This is a genomic window from Mesorhizobium sp. M1399, from assembly GCF_040317735.1.
In the GTDB taxonomy this organism is placed as follows: Bacteria; Pseudomonadota; Alphaproteobacteria; order Rhizobiales; family Rhizobiaceae; genus Mesorhizobium.
The window spans coordinates 47,625-61,186 of sequence record NZ_JAMYKZ010000012.1 but is presented as its reverse complement, the minus strand read 5'-3'; the positions used below and the strand labels follow the sequence as shown (position 1 = coordinate 61,186).

Here is a 13,562-nt window from a genome sequence, read left to right as displayed (position 1 = left end):
CGCGGCACGGCTCTTGCTACGCAGCTTTGCAGGCGACTGTGCGATTTCATGGTAAACGGAGGGTAAAGATGAGCCCGGTCGAACAAATCATATTCAGTTTTATGGCTGGGCTGACGGCTTGCGGCCTGGCCGGATCGGCGATGGAACTGGTCGCCGGCCGCAAGCTTGCCTTCGTCCAGCCCTATGTATCGTCGAAGCACATGCTGCGCTCGCTCGCCGCGACGGCTTGCGCCGGGCCGCTGATGTTCGTCAACGAGGCGCTGGACGCCTGGCGCGAGCGTCGCATCTCGGTGCTGGGGCTGATCTCCTGCGGCTGTACGGCGACCGTCTGGGCGCTGGCGCTGGGCATGGTGGTGATCGCCATTGCGTCGTGGGCGGCTTCGCTTCTAGGGTCTGGCACCTTGTCGGTGTGAGACAATCAGGAGAGAGCGATGCCGATCTACGCGATTGACGGAAAAGCGCCCACCTTCGAGGACGCCGACAGCAACTGGATCGCGCCCGACGCCACGCTGATCGGCAATATCAGGATCGGCCGCAACGCCGGCTTCTGGTTCGGCGTCGGCGCCCGGGGGGATGACGAGCCGATCGTCATCGGCGCCGACACCAACGTGCAGGAGCATACCATCATGCACACCGACGCCGGCTTTCCGCTAACCGTCGGCCAAGGCTGCACGATCGGCCACCGTGCCTTGCTGCATGGCTGCACGATGGGCGACAACAGCCTGATCGGCATGGGCGCCATCGTGCTGAACGGCGCGAAGATCGGTAACAACTCGCTGGTCGGGGCTGGTGCACTGGTCACCGAAGGCAAGCAATTCCCCGACAATTCGCTGATCGTCGGCTCGCCCGCGCGCGTCGTCAGGACGCTCGACGAGACAGCAATCGCGAGGCTACGCGCCTCGGCCGCGCATTATGTCGCCAATGGGAGGCGGTTCAGGGCGGGGCTGAAGAAGGTCTAGCGCCAGGCAGTGAAGGCCGCCTATCGCAAGCCCAGAAATGGTGGAGCCGGCCCGGGGACGGGGCCGGCTCCTAAACCCGGTCGTTGGGGACGGGGAGGGTGGGGACTCGACCGGGTTTTCCGTCGCGTCCTCAGCGGACGCTGGCGACCGCGTCGGAGCGGCCGTCGTTGATCGTTACCCAGGCGCCGGAATTGCGGTCGGACTGGCGCTTCAGGTAGGTGTAACTGGTCTTGGTCCAGGACAGCACCTTGGGCTGGAGATTGTCGAGGATGAACTCTCCAAGGCTGGTGCGCACGGTCAGCACCGCATGGCCGTCGCCGTTGCGCTGGCGCACCACCGTCATCAGCAGATCGCCGGCCGGCACGCCCATGCTCATCAGTTCGCGGCGCTTTTCCAGCGCATAGTCCTCGCAGTCGCCGAAGCCTTTGGGAAACGACCAGACTTCTTCCTTGCCCCACATTTCCATGTCGGTGCGCGGCGCCACTTTGCTGTTGACCGAATTGTTGATCTTGACGATCGTTGCCCACAGCTTGCGGGTGAGCTCGACCGGTGCCCGGTTCGGCGTCCTCTGATTGCATTCCTGCGGAAGCTGCTGGCACAATTCGTAGTGACCGACCGGCTGCGTGGTGCGACCGCCGGTGTGCATGAAGGCCGGCTCCGCCGCGTTTGCAGTCCCCCAGCCGAAAAGCTGCATCGCTATTGCCGCCAGCAACAGCTTGCCCCTCGTCTTTTTCATTATTCAGTCTCCCCGTTTGAGGAGACAATGACACGGCTGGATTTATTTGACGCAAAAGCGCGAAGTAGACATTAAGTAAAACGCCAGTAGAATAAACATAAAATTGGATGCAATTGAGTATAGAATTATTTAAGGATTCTAGCCGGGTGCATTCCCATGCTTCGTCGCACCGTTCGAACAGCTAGGATGGCGATCCTTCGCGATGGTGCTAAAACTTTCGCGTCAGCCGCGCGGCGAGCTGAATTCGGTGTCGAGCGTTTCCGGCCGCTGGATGACGGCGAACTCGATGGCGACGCCATCTTCGAAATGGCGCACCACCTGGCCGCGCATGGTGCCCAGCGTTACCTGGACGCCGATGGCCGGCTTGACGTCGATCTCGATCGCGGCGCCCGACAGCGACAGATCGATGATGCGGCACTGGTACTGCCGTCCGTCAGCAAGTTGCAGCACGCTCGTCGGGTTGCGCGGTGCCACGCGTTCATGGCGGCGGTCTTCCGGCAGGTCGAGCTCGTGCTTGTTGGCAAGCCAGGTCAGTTGCGCGGCGAGCTTGTCCCTCTTGCGGTCCGACGCGATGACGGTCATCGCAAAGCCATCCTGCAAAGTGCGGGTGATGACGCCCTCGATTCGGCCGATGTGATCGATATAGGCAATGACCTTTTCACCCGGCAGGCCGGCACGCTCGGTGCGCAGTGAAACGTTGCCGGGCGACATGTCGACCACCTGGCAGGGATGTTCGGTGCGGTCTTCCAGCATGAAGCGTCCGTAAATCTTCACGCGGACGCGCTGAAAGTTACGCCTTTCAGCTTGGGACGGCGCATGGTCGACCGCCGCTGACCTCATGACTGCCATACCCCTTCGGCATTCCGCGCATGGATGCGGGGAATTTCAGCGGAAAACTACAACAAAGCAGGTTAACAAAGGGGAAAGCCCGGCGCTGTTGCTTTAAGCTTTGGGCATCATTCCTCGCGTCCGCCGTCGAAGACGACCAGGTGACGGATGCGGCGGGCCTGGCCGAGCGCCGAAATCGTCTCGGGCGGGTCGAATTCCGATGGGGCGAGCGAGGGAACCTCTATCGCCGGCCGGTTCTTCAGGAACATCGGCTCCTTGTCGGGATCGACGACACGGATCGAATCGATCAACGCGTCGAGAACCGGGTCGGCACCCAGCCAGAAGGGCTTTTCAACGGCGCTTATCACACCGAGGCAACGCGGACTCTCGACACCGCCGTCGAGCGGCAGTGCGAGCAGCTCGAACCTGTTGGAACGGCCGTTGCGGCTGAAACCCTCATAGGTGATGAGCACCACCGATTTCAGGTCGAAGACGCCATCGGTCAGCTTCGAAATCAGCCGCTGGTCCTTCTCGCGCCACAGCGAAGGGAATGAAAACCCCTTGAGTTCGCGGCCATAGGCCGCGCAGAGCCTGGTGCCGGCGAGCCGGAACACTGCTTCGCCGCGCGTGTCCTTTTCCAGGATGAACGTGTCGGCCAGCAGCGACTTGATGTCGGCCGGTTCGACTTCCGAGCGTTTCGGGGCAGGGCGTCCGTCACGCAATCGGTTCCAATAATGGAACAGCGTGATCGATCCGGTCTGGTTCATGCTAATGCTGCTCCGCGCATTCTGTCTTCTGATGTCCCATCGGTGAACAGAAGGGCGCCCTCCGAAGACCTACATGCGTTGCGGAGCAGGATGCGTGCCAGCATCGTTAATACTTGTTCACGGGTCGGGGCGGTTAAGGTTAACAACTGGTTTACGTTGCGCGCTGGCCAGGCCTGTGGCACACCAAAACCACTCCAGAAGCGGTCGTTTTGCGACGATCGGCAGCACTTCAGTCAAGAGTTCAGGGGGAGCAAGGGGGCTCGACCAGCCGTTCAAGGGAAACCTTGGACGGCTTCCTTTTTTGATTCGGAGCTGCTGATTCGCCGTTTGTGATTCGGTTGGCCGTGATCTACATGCTCGCGAAGTCCAATCCAGCGACTGAGTGCAAGCCATATGAGCGACCCAGAAAGCCCACCGGAGATCGAGCAGGGCGAGAGTGGGCCTGCCGCCCGCGAACCGGAGCAACGCCGTGAACCGGTGTTCAACCTGCCGCCCGTGGTGCTGGCGGTGATCGGCATCTGCGTCGCCGTCCATCTGATCCGGGTCTATTGGCTGACCGACGACCAGGACTTCGAACTGCTTGTCCGGGCAGCCTTTGTGCCGATCCGCTATTCCGGCCGCTTCGACCTGGATTTCTTCGCGTTTTCAAGCCCTTTTACCTATGCCTTTCTGCATGGCGGTTTTGCCCATCTTGCCATCAACATGGTGTGGCTCGCGGCCTTCGGCTCACCGCTGGCCAACCGCTTCGGCGCGTTGCGCTTCAGCCTGTTCTTCGCCGCGACCGGACTGGCGGCGGTGGCGCTGTTCTGGGCCATGCATCCGCTTGGCGAAGCGCCGCTGGTCGGCGCCTCCGGCGCGATTTCCGGCATGATGGGTGCGGCGGCGCGCTATGGCTTCCGCATCGACCGCTCGTCGGGCAAGGCCGCCTTCGCCGGCCAGCCTTTGCCGATGGCGGCGGTGCTGCGCTCGCGCGGCGTCGTCACCTTTCTCGCCATGTGGATGGTGATCAACCTGGCGACCGGCCTCTTCGGCCTGGCGCCCGGCATTGACGGCCAGATCGCCTGGGAAGCCCATATTGGCGGCTTTCTTGCCGGCTTCTTCGGCCTGCGGTTCTTTGATCGGCGAGAGCAGGCGCTGCAACAGGCGGACGAGCCGGACACCTGAGACCTCCGCACTTGAAATGAAACCGATCGCGGCGCACCATGTTCATACTAGGGAAAGCCGGCCAAGGCAGGAGCCGGCAGGAAATGCAGAGGAGGACGCCATGACTGTTAAGGCAATTCTCGAGGCAAAAGGCCACGACGTGGTGACGCTCGGGCCGAACGAAAAGCTCAGCGAAGCCATCCGCATGCTTTCCGAACACAGGATCGGCGCGCTGGTCATCACCAACGGCGATCACAAGATCGTCGGCATTCTTTCCGAGCGCGATGTGGTGCGGGTTCTCGCCAAGGAGGGGGCGGCGGCGCTCGACCTTGCCATCCGCTCGGCGATGACGCCCAAGGTGAAGATCTGCAATGAGAACCACACCGTCAACGAGGTCATGGAGATCATGACCAAGGGCCGCTTCCGCCATCTGCCGGTGGAAAAGAACGGGCTGCTCGACGGCATCGTGTCGATCGGCGACGTGGTCAAGCGGCGCATCGAGGATGTCGAGCGCGAGGCCGAGGAAATCAGGGCCTATATCGCCACGGCATAGGTGAGGGCGGCCGGGTTGCCGGCCATTGAATTTTTTCAAGCTGCTATAGCAGTCCATCGCGGCAGGTGCGGGCCTGTGCCGCGTCGGCGCCCGCGGCTTTGCGCTTGTCTCTCTTGGCGGTTTGCACTAGCGAAGTTGCACATCAAAATATGCGTTCTCGCATATCCGCAATTCCACTATGCAGGCCACTATGACCCTCATCGATACCCGCACGCCCGACGCCAAGCGCCTGGTTCCCGGCGCCACCGGCGACTGGGAGATCATCATCGGCCTCGAGGTCCATGCGCAGGTGACCTCGCAGGCAAAGCTGTTTTCCGGCGCGTCGACCATTTTCGGCGCCGCGCCCAATGCCAATGTCAGCCTGGTCGACGCGGCGATGCCCGGCATGCTGCCGGTCATCAACGAGGAATGCGTCAAGCAGGCGATCCGTACCGGGTTGGGCCTGAAGGCTGAGATCAACCACAAATCGGTCTTCGACAGGAAAAACTATTTCTATCCCGATCTGCCGCAGGGCTACCAGATCTCGCAGTTCAAGCAGCCGATCGTCGGCGAGGGCAAGGTGATCGTCTCGGTCGGCCCGGACCGGCAGGGCGAATTCGAGGACATCGAGATCGGCATCGAGCGCCTGCACCTGGAGCAGGATGCCGGCAAGTCGATGCACGACCAGCATGCGACAATGTCCTATGTCGATCTCAACCGCTCCGGCGTGGCGCTGATGGAGATCGTCTCCAAGCCGGATATGCGCTCCGCCGATGAAGCCAAGGCGTATGTCACCAAGCTGCGCACCATCGTGCGCTATCTCGGCACGTGCGACGGCAATATGGACGAAGGCTCGTTGCGGGCCGACGTCAACGTCTCGGTGCGCCGGCCCGGCGGCGAATTCGGCACGCGCTGCGAGATCAAGAACGTCAACTCGATCCGCTTCATCGGCCAGGCCATCGACTATGAGGCGCGCCGCCAGATTGCCATCCTCGAGGACGGCGGCAGGATCGAGCAGGAAACGCGGCTGTTCGACCCCAACAAGGGTGAGACGCGCTCGATGCGCTCCAAGGAAGAAGCGCATGACTACCGCTATTTCCCGGATCCCGATCTTCTGCCGCTGGAATTCGACCAGGCCTATGTCGACGAGTTGGCAAAGGACCTGCCGGAACTTCCCGACGCCAAGAAGGCTCGGCTGATCGCTTCGCTTGGCCTGTCGACCTACGATGCCTCGATCCTGGTATCGGAAAAGGCGGTCGCCGATTATTTCGAGAAGGTGGCGGCCGGGCGCGACGGCAAGCTCGCCGCCAACTGGGTCATCAACGACCTCCTGGGGGCCTTGAACAAGGCCGGCAAGGATATTGAAAACGCTCCTGTTTCGCCCGACCAGCTTGGTGCCGTCATCGACCTGATCAAGGAAGGCACCATCTCCGGCAAGATCGCCAAGGATCTGTTCGAAATCGTCTGGAACGAGGGCGGCGATCCGCGTCAGCTGGTCGAAAGCCGTGGCATGAAGCAGGTCACCGACACCGGCGCCATCGAAAGGGCGGTGGACGAGGTGATCGCGGCCAACCCGGACAAGGTCGAGCAGGCGCGTGCCAAGCCGACCATGGCCGGCTGGTTCGTCGGCCAGGTGATGAAGGCGACCGGCGGCAAGGCCAATCCGCAGGCGGTCAACGAGCTGGTCAAGGCCAAGCTCGGGATCGAGTAGGATGTTCGTCCGCACCGCCGGCGAGCGCGATCTGGCGGCGGTGCGCGCATTGCTGATCGAGACATGGCATGCCACCTATGACGCCATCTACGGCGCGGCGCGGGTTACCGAAATCACCGATGAATGGCATTCGATCGCCGCGCTCAAAGCACGGCTGACGCGGCCGAACTCGGAGTTCCTAGTCGCCGACGACGGCAAAAGCATCGGCGGCATGGCTTTCGCCGCCGCCACCACGGATGCCAGGATCGTCATGCTGAACCAGCTTTACGTGCATCCGGCCTGGCAGAGGCAAGGCATCGGCCAGGCGCTGCTGGACGAGATTGAGGCCAGCTTTCCGGAGGCCCGAACGCTACGCGTCGAGGTCGAGGAAGCAAATGCCCCGGCCATCGCCTTCTACCGCTCGAGAGGGTTCTTGCCCGCCAGCGACACGGCCGATTGCGGCGGCGCCACAGGGTTGCCGGCGCTGGTTTTGGAGAAGGCGATCGGCTAGCTCGTTCGCCTGACGCTCAGTTGCGTTTCACAGGCAGGTTGGAGCAGCCGGCGGCGAGAAACTCGCACGGCAGGCTGCCGCCGCCGCCCGACGTGTGCGGCGGCGTAGCGGCTTCGATTTTTTCGACCTCGTAATATTTCGAGGTGACGCCCCATTTTTTGACGCCCTGGCACGTCGAGCGCACGCCAACCTCCGTCGCCTTCGCCGCCGTCTTGTAGTAGGTGGTGATCCGGCAGGATTGGCTGACCGGCAGCGCGTTCGCCGGGCTCGTGACCGGCGGCAGGAAGTTCGGGAAAGCAAGCAGTGAGATTGCCGCAATGATCCGGGCGGCGGGCATGGTGTGGGGAAGGTGCAGCATCGTTTGTCTCCATCGATGGCGCCGCTCGCTCGTGGCGAAGCGGCGCGTTTGTTCCCGCAGGATCAGGCCATGAAGCCGGCGCTGCCGCATCTGCCGCGCGGGGGATGGGGGCAGCGGTCCGAACCGCAGCCGTCATCCGCGAGCGACCGCGTCAGGGCATTTTCGGCTTGATGAGCGTCTTTATCGGAACGGCGACTTTTGGTGGCCGGACCGCACTGGCTCCACCGTCGACGGCCAGCCCGCCGCTGTTGAGATAGCGCACCGTATAGTGCAGCTCGTAGCCCGGAACTCTGATCCATGTAGGCTTGTGATTGAACTGGTCCGGAGGCCTCGAATACCACTTCGGGATCTGCATGATCTTGGAACCGGCACCGAATCCCGCACTCTTGGCCGCTACCGCGAAGGCGCTGTCTCTGGGATCGTTCGGCGGCTGGTCGACATTGCCGATGACGACCAGCGAATCGTATTTTCGCGCGTCGAGCCTGAGTGCGGGAAGGTTCAGCGCAGCCACGTCGCCTTCGCGCATCGTCAGCGCCTTCTGAAGGCCGTCCTCATTGGCGTAGACATTGAGGTTAATGGCCTCGGATTCCGCATAGACCACATTGTTGTGGAAGTCGCGGGCCGCCAGACGCGTGAGGCTGTCGAAGGTCACTTCAACCGTCGGCTTGGCTATGGCGTCCGTCACAATCAGGTTGCGTCGCGGCACCGTCCAGAAGATGAGATCGTCGCCGGTGGCTTGCGTGCCGGCATCGGACCCGTCGATTGCCGAGCATTTCGAATTCGGAACCGGCGTCGTCACCGGCAGGGGTGCCGAAAACGAGCTGCGTACCTGGGCATCGATGTAGTTGCCGATGTTGAAAACATCTTCGAGGATGTTGCCGCCTTCGAAGCTCGCCGGGCCGGGTTGCGAGCGGATGATGACCTGGCTGGAATCGGTCTGCCAGCGGCTGCAGAAGACGTTGACGTCTATGGGAATGCCGATGTGACGGTCGGACGTCAGCGGGATCGAGACCTTGATGGTGAGGATATAGGGAACTTTGACAAACCAGCTGTTCGGCTGGTTCAGCATCTGCGTCGCAAAGCGCGACGGCCGCCATTGCTTCAGCGATTCGATCGATGCGCGCGATGATCGTCCCTGGGCGGCTAGCTGTGCGTTGGTGGCGTCGACCTTGGCCTGCGCCAGGTTGCGGACGGTGTTGGTGATCAGGAACACGCCGAGTTCGGCTTTGCAGGGCCTGTTCGATTGTGTGGGGTTGCATGGGGCAAGTGCCGCACTGGCAACCGGCGGCCCCGAAGGCGGCGGCTGGGCGGCCGCGGTGGCCGCCATCAGACCGAAGAACAGCATCGTGCAGGTTTTCAACATGGTATCCTCGCTCTGTCGTTGGAAACCACCCTCCGGCTAGACAGCAGCATTTGTCCGCTGGCGGTTCATCGCCCGCACGGGGGATGAACCGCGAAAACATCGGGCGGGCCTAGCGACGTCGGGCCGCCGTCCTTTCGGCTTGGATGGCTACTGCTTCACGACGCCTTTGGTCGTCGCCTTCGGCGCGACGACCTTGGGCTTGGGGGTTTTCGGACCTGGGTCGACTACCAACGCGGCCGTGCACGAGCATTTGCCCGAACCGCAATTCAGGTCGCCCTTGCACATTTTCGAATGCCGCATGTCGGTGCAGTCGGCGGTCCCGGAGCAGGAGCAACTGCCTTGCCCGATCGTACCGGACTGACATTTGAAGCTCCATGCCGGATCGGCAGCAACGCCGGCCACAGCGAGCGATAAGACAAAAAGCGTCGTCGAGATGAGCTTGCGCATGAATACCTCCCGGTTCAATCGAGCGATGGAACCACGGAGCAGCAACGCCTTCATCTCCCGTGCGGGAGATGAATTGGCAAACCGGTAACGATCGTCAATGCTGTCCCTTCAGCACGACGAGATAGCCGCGTTCGACGCGAAGCCGGAACGCGATTTGCCCTGCGGTGCCGGGATCCTTGGAAACCTTGTCGATGACATAGCCGCTGGGATGCGAGCCAAGCCATTCTTCCGGTTTGTCGGTGGTTTCGAATGGCTTTTGCAACCGGGCCAGGAAGCCGACTTCGCCTTGATAGTCGAAAGCCACGGCCCAGTCCGCATCCTTTCGCTCGTCGACGAAGTTGGCGAGCGGCGTCAGGTCATAGCGTTTGAACGCGGTTGCCGATGCCACCGCGTGGCCGATGCCGAAAATGACAAGCATGACGACGGCCGAGCTTTTCAGCCTGGCGAGCGGGATCTCCGCCATGAAATACCCGAATAGGATGGTCACGAACGGCAACATCGGCACGACATAGTGGGGCTGCTTGCCGGATATCGCGCTGAATGCCAGCAACACGGCAACGAACGAGAACGACAGCAGGCGCAAGGCGCGCAGATCGGGCGACTTCGTCTCGATCAGGCTGCGTATCCGCGTGCGCAGCTTCAATCGCCATACCTCAGGTATAAAAATCCACGGTATGAACATGACCGGCAGCAGCAGCAGATAGAAATAGAACGGCCGGCCGTGCGAATTGCGCAAATTGCCGGTGACGCGCCCCGCCGATTGGTTCCAGACCAGATCGTAGACGAAACTGCCCTTTGTCAGGATGGTCGCCGGCACCAGCCAGATCGCCACCGGAATTAGCGCGGCGAGCACTGCCAGGCCCACTCCAGCGAGGAAGTTCGGTGTCGCCAGTCCCGCTCGCCGGTCGCGCCAGAACGGGTAGAACAGGATGGGCGCGCCGATATGGATGAGCACCACCGGGCCTTTCGTCAGCACGCCCATGCCGATGAACAACCCGGCCAGAACGGCCTGCCAGCGGTCGCCGCTCCGGGCAAAGGCAATCAACGACAACAGCGCGGCGAGCACAAAGACTGTCAGCAACAGGTCGAACAGGATCAGCGTCGAATAGATGACGAACACGCTGCTTCCGACGACCAGCCAGGGGACGCGCCGTGCGATGTCGTCGCGGCCGGGAAACAGGGTCCTTGCCAAAGCCGTCGTCAACCAGATGACGAGCGAGGAGGCGGCGAAGATGACCAGCATCGCCGCCGGCCGGCTGGCGCCGAAAATGCTCCAGACAAGGTCGATAAGCCAAAACAGCAGCGGCGGCTTCTGCAGATAGGGCGCGAAATTCATCGTCGGGACGAAGATCTGTCCGCTCAGATACATTTCCCAGGTGACGCTGAGATATCGCGTTTCGTCGACGGGCAGCAGTGGCCGGAAAGCGACCGCGATGACGATCAGCCCAAGCAGGAAGAGGTAGGGGAGCAGCCGCTCGGTAGATGTCGGTATCAAAGATCGAGATCCGCGCCAGAAACCATTTTCTTTCCAGCCGAGCATAGTGCCGCGTTTCTGGACCGCGAACGACCGCACCATGATTTTGGCCGAATTGCAACGATGCCGGTTTCGTTTTGCAGATTTTGCGGACGATGTTCTCAAAGGCTTGGAAAACTTACCGGCCGAGCCTTTTGGACCACCGCCGGTCCGGGGGATCTACGCAAATCAACTGGAGCGCAACGGCGGCGACAATTCGCGCATCAAGAGTTCGAGCTCGCGCTGATCGCCGGTACCGGTCTTGTCGAAGATCGTCGCCAGCTGCGACTTGACGGTGCCATCCGAGACGCCGCCGGCCGCGGCGATTTCCTTTCGCGTCAGGCCGGCGGCAACGTGACCGGCGACGCGCCTTTCTGCCGCGGTCAGTCCGAACAGCGCCGCAATGGCGTCCAGCGCCGGGATTGGTGCCGAACCGGCCGCGGCGATGAAGATAGCCGCGGCGGCGCGCTGCGAGATACGCGCCGAGATTTCACGCCGCGCCAGCGGCATGACATGGGCCACCGCCGGAACGGCCGTCTTGGCCAGCGGAATGTTGATGCCGCAAGGTCCGAGCGCGAATTCGTCGCGCGTGCCGAGCTGGACGGCACGGCCGATCGCGGCATTGGCGTTGGCATAGGTGAAGGAAAGCTGTCCGCGCACGCAAGCGACCGAGATGTTTTCGGCGAGCAGCGCTTCGGCTGTCGGGTTGGCGAAGATGATGGTCATGTCTTCGGCGACGATCAGCACGGGATGGTCAAGGCTTTCGATGATGGAACGGAAGATTTCGGCCTTGCGCCGCTCCGCCTCGAACAGGTCGCCGATGGTCACCGCGCGCCGCACATGCGGCGCCAGCAGGCAGACAAGCTCGAGGTCCTCGCTGGAAATCTGGCGCCTGTCCTTGTCGGTAACCACCATCAGCGTGCCGATCCGGGTCGGCCGCTTCATCAACGCCACCCAGAAGAAATCGTCCAGCCGGTTGGGTTGCACCCATTCGCGCACGATGCGGCTTTCGAGCCATCTCTGTCGCGTATCCGGACCTTGCAGGGCGTAGATCGAATCGACAGTGAACGGCACGTCGATCTCCATCTTGGGAACCGCCGCATAGAACGGCACTTGCGAGCCGTAGTCATGCTTCAACGGCTCAAGAACTGCGGGATCGCCGCAAGACACCGAAAACCGCGCGGAACTGCTGATCGTGTCGATGACGGCGAGCATGGCAAGCTGGCCTTCCGCCAGGCTGCAGATGGCCTCGAGTGTCGCTTGCCAGCGGCCGACGTCGGCAATCGAATCGTAGATCGCCTCAACGACCTGCGGCAATGCGCGACCGGCCGTGCCCGCCAGCGATGACATGAGCCCCTCTCATTTGCCGCCCTTGAGGCGACGAAGCATCAATTCCTAGAATAACGCTGCGTAAGGTTGCCAACAACCCATTTCATCTGCTTCGCGCGGACGCGAGGATCGCATGAACGTATAGTTTGCCCGCCAGCCATTTGCTCGTCGGTTGCGGCAAGACCCTTGCCTTCGCAATGCCGTGACGCCATAAGCAGGAACAGGCGCCGCGAGGACTTGCTACAAGGACTTGCCACGAGGATTTGGATGAAAACTTTCCTTCTGCAGTTTTTCACCTGGTGGAACAGCCAGACGCTGGGAACGCGCTTCCACACCTGGCGGCACGGCAAGATGGTCGGGCAGGACGAGGTCGGCAACGTCTACTACGAGGGCGGCGTCGATTCGGAAGGCCGCACCCGCCGCTGGGTCATCTACCGCGACTATTCGGAAGCCTCGGCGATTCCGCCCGGCTGGCATGGCTGGATCCATCACCGTGTCGACGTTGCGCCGCCAACGGAAGACTACAAGCCCCGCGACTGGCAAAAGCCGCATGTGCCGAACCTCACCGGCAGCCCCGCAGCCTATCGCCCGAAGGGCTCGGTGCTGACCAACCAGCATCGTCCGCAGGTGACGGGCGACTACGACGCCTGGACGCCCGGTTCGTGATCGATCGCCGCGACACGCGCGCGGTTCCCACAGGCACCGTCCCCACGGGCGCGGTCCTTTGTCGCCACAATTGCTGTTTAGCTGTTTGCTGATCCGACAGCAGCAACTAGCCTTGGCGTTAAGAGAATCACCCGGGCGCAAACCACCGGACCTTGCATGAGCATGTTCAGCCGAATTTTGACGGGCGGATCAACCGCGGTCGTTCTCGCTTCTATGGTGGCGCTTGCTGCTGCGCAGGAGTTGGCGCCGCCTGCGCCGGACGCGTCGGTGGCACCCGCAGCACCCGCAGTATCCGAGCGCATCACCAATCCCGTCGCTGAATTCGCCGGCATCGACAAGATCACCGGCCGGATCATCACCTTCGACGTCTATATCGACGAGACGGTGCAATTCGGCGCTTTGCAGGTGACGCCGCGCATCTGCTATTCGCGGCCGGAAAACGAAGAGCCGAAGACGGATTCGTTCGTCGAGGTCGACGAGATCACGCTCGACCGGAAAATCCGCCGTATCTTCACCGGCTGGATGTTTGCCGAAAGCCCCGGGATCAACGCCGTCGAGCACGCCGTCTATGATATCTGGCTGAAGGGCTGCAAGCAGAAGTCCGACGTGCCGGCACCCGCTGCCCCCAAAACCAACTAGAACCTGTCAGCGCGGCGGATACGGCGTCTTGCGGAACCGCCTTGTTGTCCGAGCGTTGGGGCTTCTCTAGGGAGGAGGTTG

General features: G+C 62.1%; 16 protein-coding genes. 8 read left to right on the top strand and 8 right to left on the bottom strand.

Features of this window, described 5'->3' with window-relative positions; translation table 11 throughout:
• Positions 1-68: 68 nt before the first annotated feature.
• Both NKH05_RS21590 and NKH05_RS21585 read left to right on the top strand, forming a co-directional pair.
• A complete protein-coding gene (locus tag NKH05_RS21590; RefSeq protein WP_352481124.1) occupies positions 69-413 on the top strand; it encodes a DUF6949 family protein in 345 nt (114 codons plus the stop codon).
• A gap of 18 nt (positions 414-431) precedes the next feature.
• On the top strand, positions 432-959 hold the full coding sequence (locus NKH05_RS21585) for a gamma carbonic anhydrase family protein (RefSeq protein ID WP_353026021.1): 528 nt from the start codon (positions 432-434) through the stop codon (positions 957-959).
• A 130-nt stretch (positions 960-1,089) separates the two neighbouring features.
• Here NKH05_RS21585 and NKH05_RS21580 read toward each other — a convergent pair whose 3' ends face one another.
• The 3 genes from NKH05_RS21580 to NKH05_RS21570 form a co-directional block, all read right to left on the bottom strand.
• A complete protein-coding gene (locus NKH05_RS21580; RefSeq protein WP_352484541.1) occupies positions 1,090-1,695 on the bottom strand; it encodes a transglutaminase-like cysteine peptidase in 606 nt (201 codons plus the stop codon).
• Between the two features lie 222 nt (positions 1,696-1,917).
• Positions 1,918-2,535 carry a PilZ domain-containing protein gene (locus tag NKH05_RS21575; protein ID WP_352484542.1) on the bottom strand — a complete coding sequence of 206 codons (618 nt, stop codon included), beginning with the start codon at positions 2,533-2,535 and terminating at the stop codon, positions 1,918-1,920.
• Between the two features lie 116 nt (positions 2,536-2,651).
• A complete protein-coding gene (locus tag NKH05_RS21570) occupies positions 2,652-3,290 on the bottom strand; it encodes a PAS domain-containing protein (protein WP_352496722.1) in 639 nt (212 codons plus the stop codon).
• 393 nt (positions 3,291-3,683) lie between these two features.
• Here NKH05_RS21570 and NKH05_RS21565 point away from each other — a divergent pair, with 393 nt between their 5' ends.
• From NKH05_RS21565 to NKH05_RS21550, 4 genes are all read left to right on the top strand, one after another.
• Positions 3,684-4,454 (top strand): rhomboid family intramembrane serine protease, encoded by a 771-nt coding sequence (locus NKH05_RS21565; RefSeq protein ID WP_023717463.1) that lies wholly within the window; start codon positions 3,684-3,686, stop codon positions 4,452-4,454.
• A 100-nt stretch (positions 4,455-4,554) separates the two neighbouring features.
• The gene (locus NKH05_RS21560) at positions 4,555-4,986 is read left to right on the top strand and encodes a CBS domain-containing protein (RefSeq protein WP_023717464.1); all 432 of its coding nucleotides are present in this window, start codon (positions 4,555-4,557) and stop codon (positions 4,984-4,986) included.
• Positions 4,987-5,176: 190 nt separating this feature from the next.
• Positions 5,177-6,676 carry an Asp-tRNA(Asn)/Glu-tRNA(Gln) amidotransferase subunit GatB gene (gene gatB / locus NKH05_RS21555; RefSeq protein ID WP_352496721.1) on the top strand — a complete coding sequence of 500 codons (1,500 nt, stop codon included), beginning with the start codon at positions 5,177-5,179 and terminating at the stop codon, positions 6,674-6,676.
• A 1-nt stretch (position 6,677) separates the two neighbouring features.
• Complete coding sequence (locus NKH05_RS21550; protein ID WP_353026019.1) at positions 6,678-7,166, top strand: GNAT family N-acetyltransferase; 489 nt, start codon at positions 6,678-6,680, stop codon at positions 7,164-7,166.
• A gap of 16 nt (positions 7,167-7,182) precedes the next feature.
• On the opposite strand, the gene NKH05_RS21545 is transcribed toward NKH05_RS21550, so the two are convergent.
• From NKH05_RS21545 to NKH05_RS21525, 5 genes are all read right to left on the bottom strand, one after another.
• On the bottom strand, positions 7,183-7,524 hold the full coding sequence (locus tag NKH05_RS21545) for a hypothetical protein (protein WP_352496719.1): 342 nt from the start codon (positions 7,522-7,524) through the stop codon (positions 7,183-7,185).
• A gap of 151 nt (positions 7,525-7,675) precedes the next feature.
• The gene (locus NKH05_RS21540; protein ID WP_352515791.1) at positions 7,676-8,887 is read right to left on the bottom strand and encodes a hypothetical protein; all 1,212 of its coding nucleotides are present in this window, start codon (positions 8,885-8,887) and stop codon (positions 7,676-7,678) included.
• A 147-nt stretch (positions 8,888-9,034) separates the two neighbouring features.
• Positions 9,035-9,388: a hypothetical protein gene (locus tag NKH05_RS21535; RefSeq protein WP_352515792.1), complete on the bottom strand. Its 354-nt coding sequence runs from the start codon at positions 9,386-9,388 to the stop codon at positions 9,035-9,037.
• Between the two features lie 40 nt (positions 9,389-9,428).
• Positions 9,429-10,829 (bottom strand): ArnT family glycosyltransferase, encoded by a 1,401-nt coding sequence (locus tag NKH05_RS21530; RefSeq protein ID WP_353026018.1) that lies wholly within the window; start codon positions 10,827-10,829, stop codon positions 9,429-9,431.
• Between the two features lie 207 nt (positions 10,830-11,036).
• Positions 11,037-12,197, bottom strand: a complete 1,161-nt coding sequence (locus tag NKH05_RS21525; RefSeq protein WP_352844924.1) for a helix-turn-helix transcriptional regulator — start codon at positions 12,195-12,197, stop codon at positions 11,037-11,039.
• A 246-nt stretch (positions 12,198-12,443) separates the two neighbouring features.
• Here NKH05_RS21525 and NKH05_RS21520 point away from each other — a divergent pair, with 246 nt between their 5' ends.
• Together NKH05_RS21520 and NKH05_RS21515 are read left to right on the top strand one after the other, a co-directional pair.
• The gene (locus tag NKH05_RS21520; protein ID WP_352484551.1) at positions 12,444-12,842 is read left to right on the top strand and encodes an NADH:ubiquinone oxidoreductase subunit NDUFA12; all 399 of its coding nucleotides are present in this window, start codon (positions 12,444-12,446) and stop codon (positions 12,840-12,842) included.
• A gap of 156 nt (positions 12,843-12,998) precedes the next feature.
• Positions 12,999-13,481 carry a DUF2155 domain-containing protein gene (locus NKH05_RS21515; protein ID WP_023717473.1) on the top strand — a complete coding sequence of 161 codons (483 nt, stop codon included), beginning with the start codon at positions 12,999-13,001 and terminating at the stop codon, positions 13,479-13,481.
• The last annotated feature ends 81 nt before the right edge of the window (positions 13,482-13,562 follow it).

What these genes read in the sequence shown, in the direction of transcription:
- NKH05_RS21590 (WP_352481124.1), top strand. Translation starts at nt 69, where the DNA reads ATGAGCCCGGTCGAACAAATCATATTCAGTTTTATGGCTGGGCTGACG.
- NKH05_RS21585 (WP_353026021.1), top strand. Translation starts at nt 432, where the DNA reads ATGCCGATCTACGCGATTGACGGAAAAGCGCCCACCTTCGAGGACGCC.
- NKH05_RS21580 (WP_352484541.1), bottom strand. Translation starts at nt 1,695, where the DNA reads ATGAAAAAGACGAGGGGCAAGCTGTTGCTGGCGGCAATAGCGATGCAG.
- NKH05_RS21575 (WP_352484542.1), bottom strand. Translation starts at nt 2,535, where the DNA reads ATGAGGTCAGCGGCGGTCGACCATGCGCCGTCCCAAGCTGAAAGGCGT.
- NKH05_RS21570 (WP_352496722.1), bottom strand. Translation starts at nt 3,290, where the DNA reads ATGAACCAGACCGGATCGATCACGCTGTTCCATTATTGGAACCGATTG.
- NKH05_RS21565 (WP_023717463.1), top strand. Translation starts at nt 3,684, where the DNA reads ATGAGCGACCCAGAAAGCCCACCGGAGATCGAGCAGGGCGAGAGTGGG.
- NKH05_RS21560 (WP_023717464.1), top strand. Translation starts at nt 4,555, where the DNA reads ATGACTGTTAAGGCAATTCTCGAGGCAAAAGGCCACGACGTGGTGACG.
- gatB (WP_352496721.1), top strand. Translation starts at nt 5,177, where the DNA reads ATGACCCTCATCGATACCCGCACGCCCGACGCCAAGCGCCTGGTTCCC.
- NKH05_RS21550 (WP_353026019.1), top strand. Translation starts at nt 6,678, where the DNA reads ATGTTCGTCCGCACCGCCGGCGAGCGCGATCTGGCGGCGGTGCGCGCA.
- NKH05_RS21545 (WP_352496719.1), bottom strand. Translation starts at nt 7,524, where the DNA reads ATGCTGCACCTTCCCCACACCATGCCCGCCGCCCGGATCATTGCGGCA.
- NKH05_RS21540 (WP_352515791.1), bottom strand. Translation starts at nt 8,887, where the DNA reads ATGTTGAAAACCTGCACGATGCTGTTCTTCGGTCTGATGGCGGCCACC.
- NKH05_RS21535 (WP_352515792.1), bottom strand. Translation starts at nt 9,388, where the DNA reads ATGAAGGCGTTGCTGCTCCGTGGTTCCATCGCTCGATTGAACCGGGAG.
- NKH05_RS21525 (WP_352844924.1), bottom strand. Translation starts at nt 12,197, where the DNA reads ATGTCATCGCTGGCGGGCACGGCCGGTCGCGCATTGCCGCAGGTCGTT.
- NKH05_RS21520 (WP_352484551.1), top strand. Translation starts at nt 12,444, where the DNA reads ATGAAAACTTTCCTTCTGCAGTTTTTCACCTGGTGGAACAGCCAGACG.
- NKH05_RS21515 (WP_023717473.1), top strand. Translation starts at nt 12,999, where the DNA reads ATGAGCATGTTCAGCCGAATTTTGACGGGCGGATCAACCGCGGTCGTT.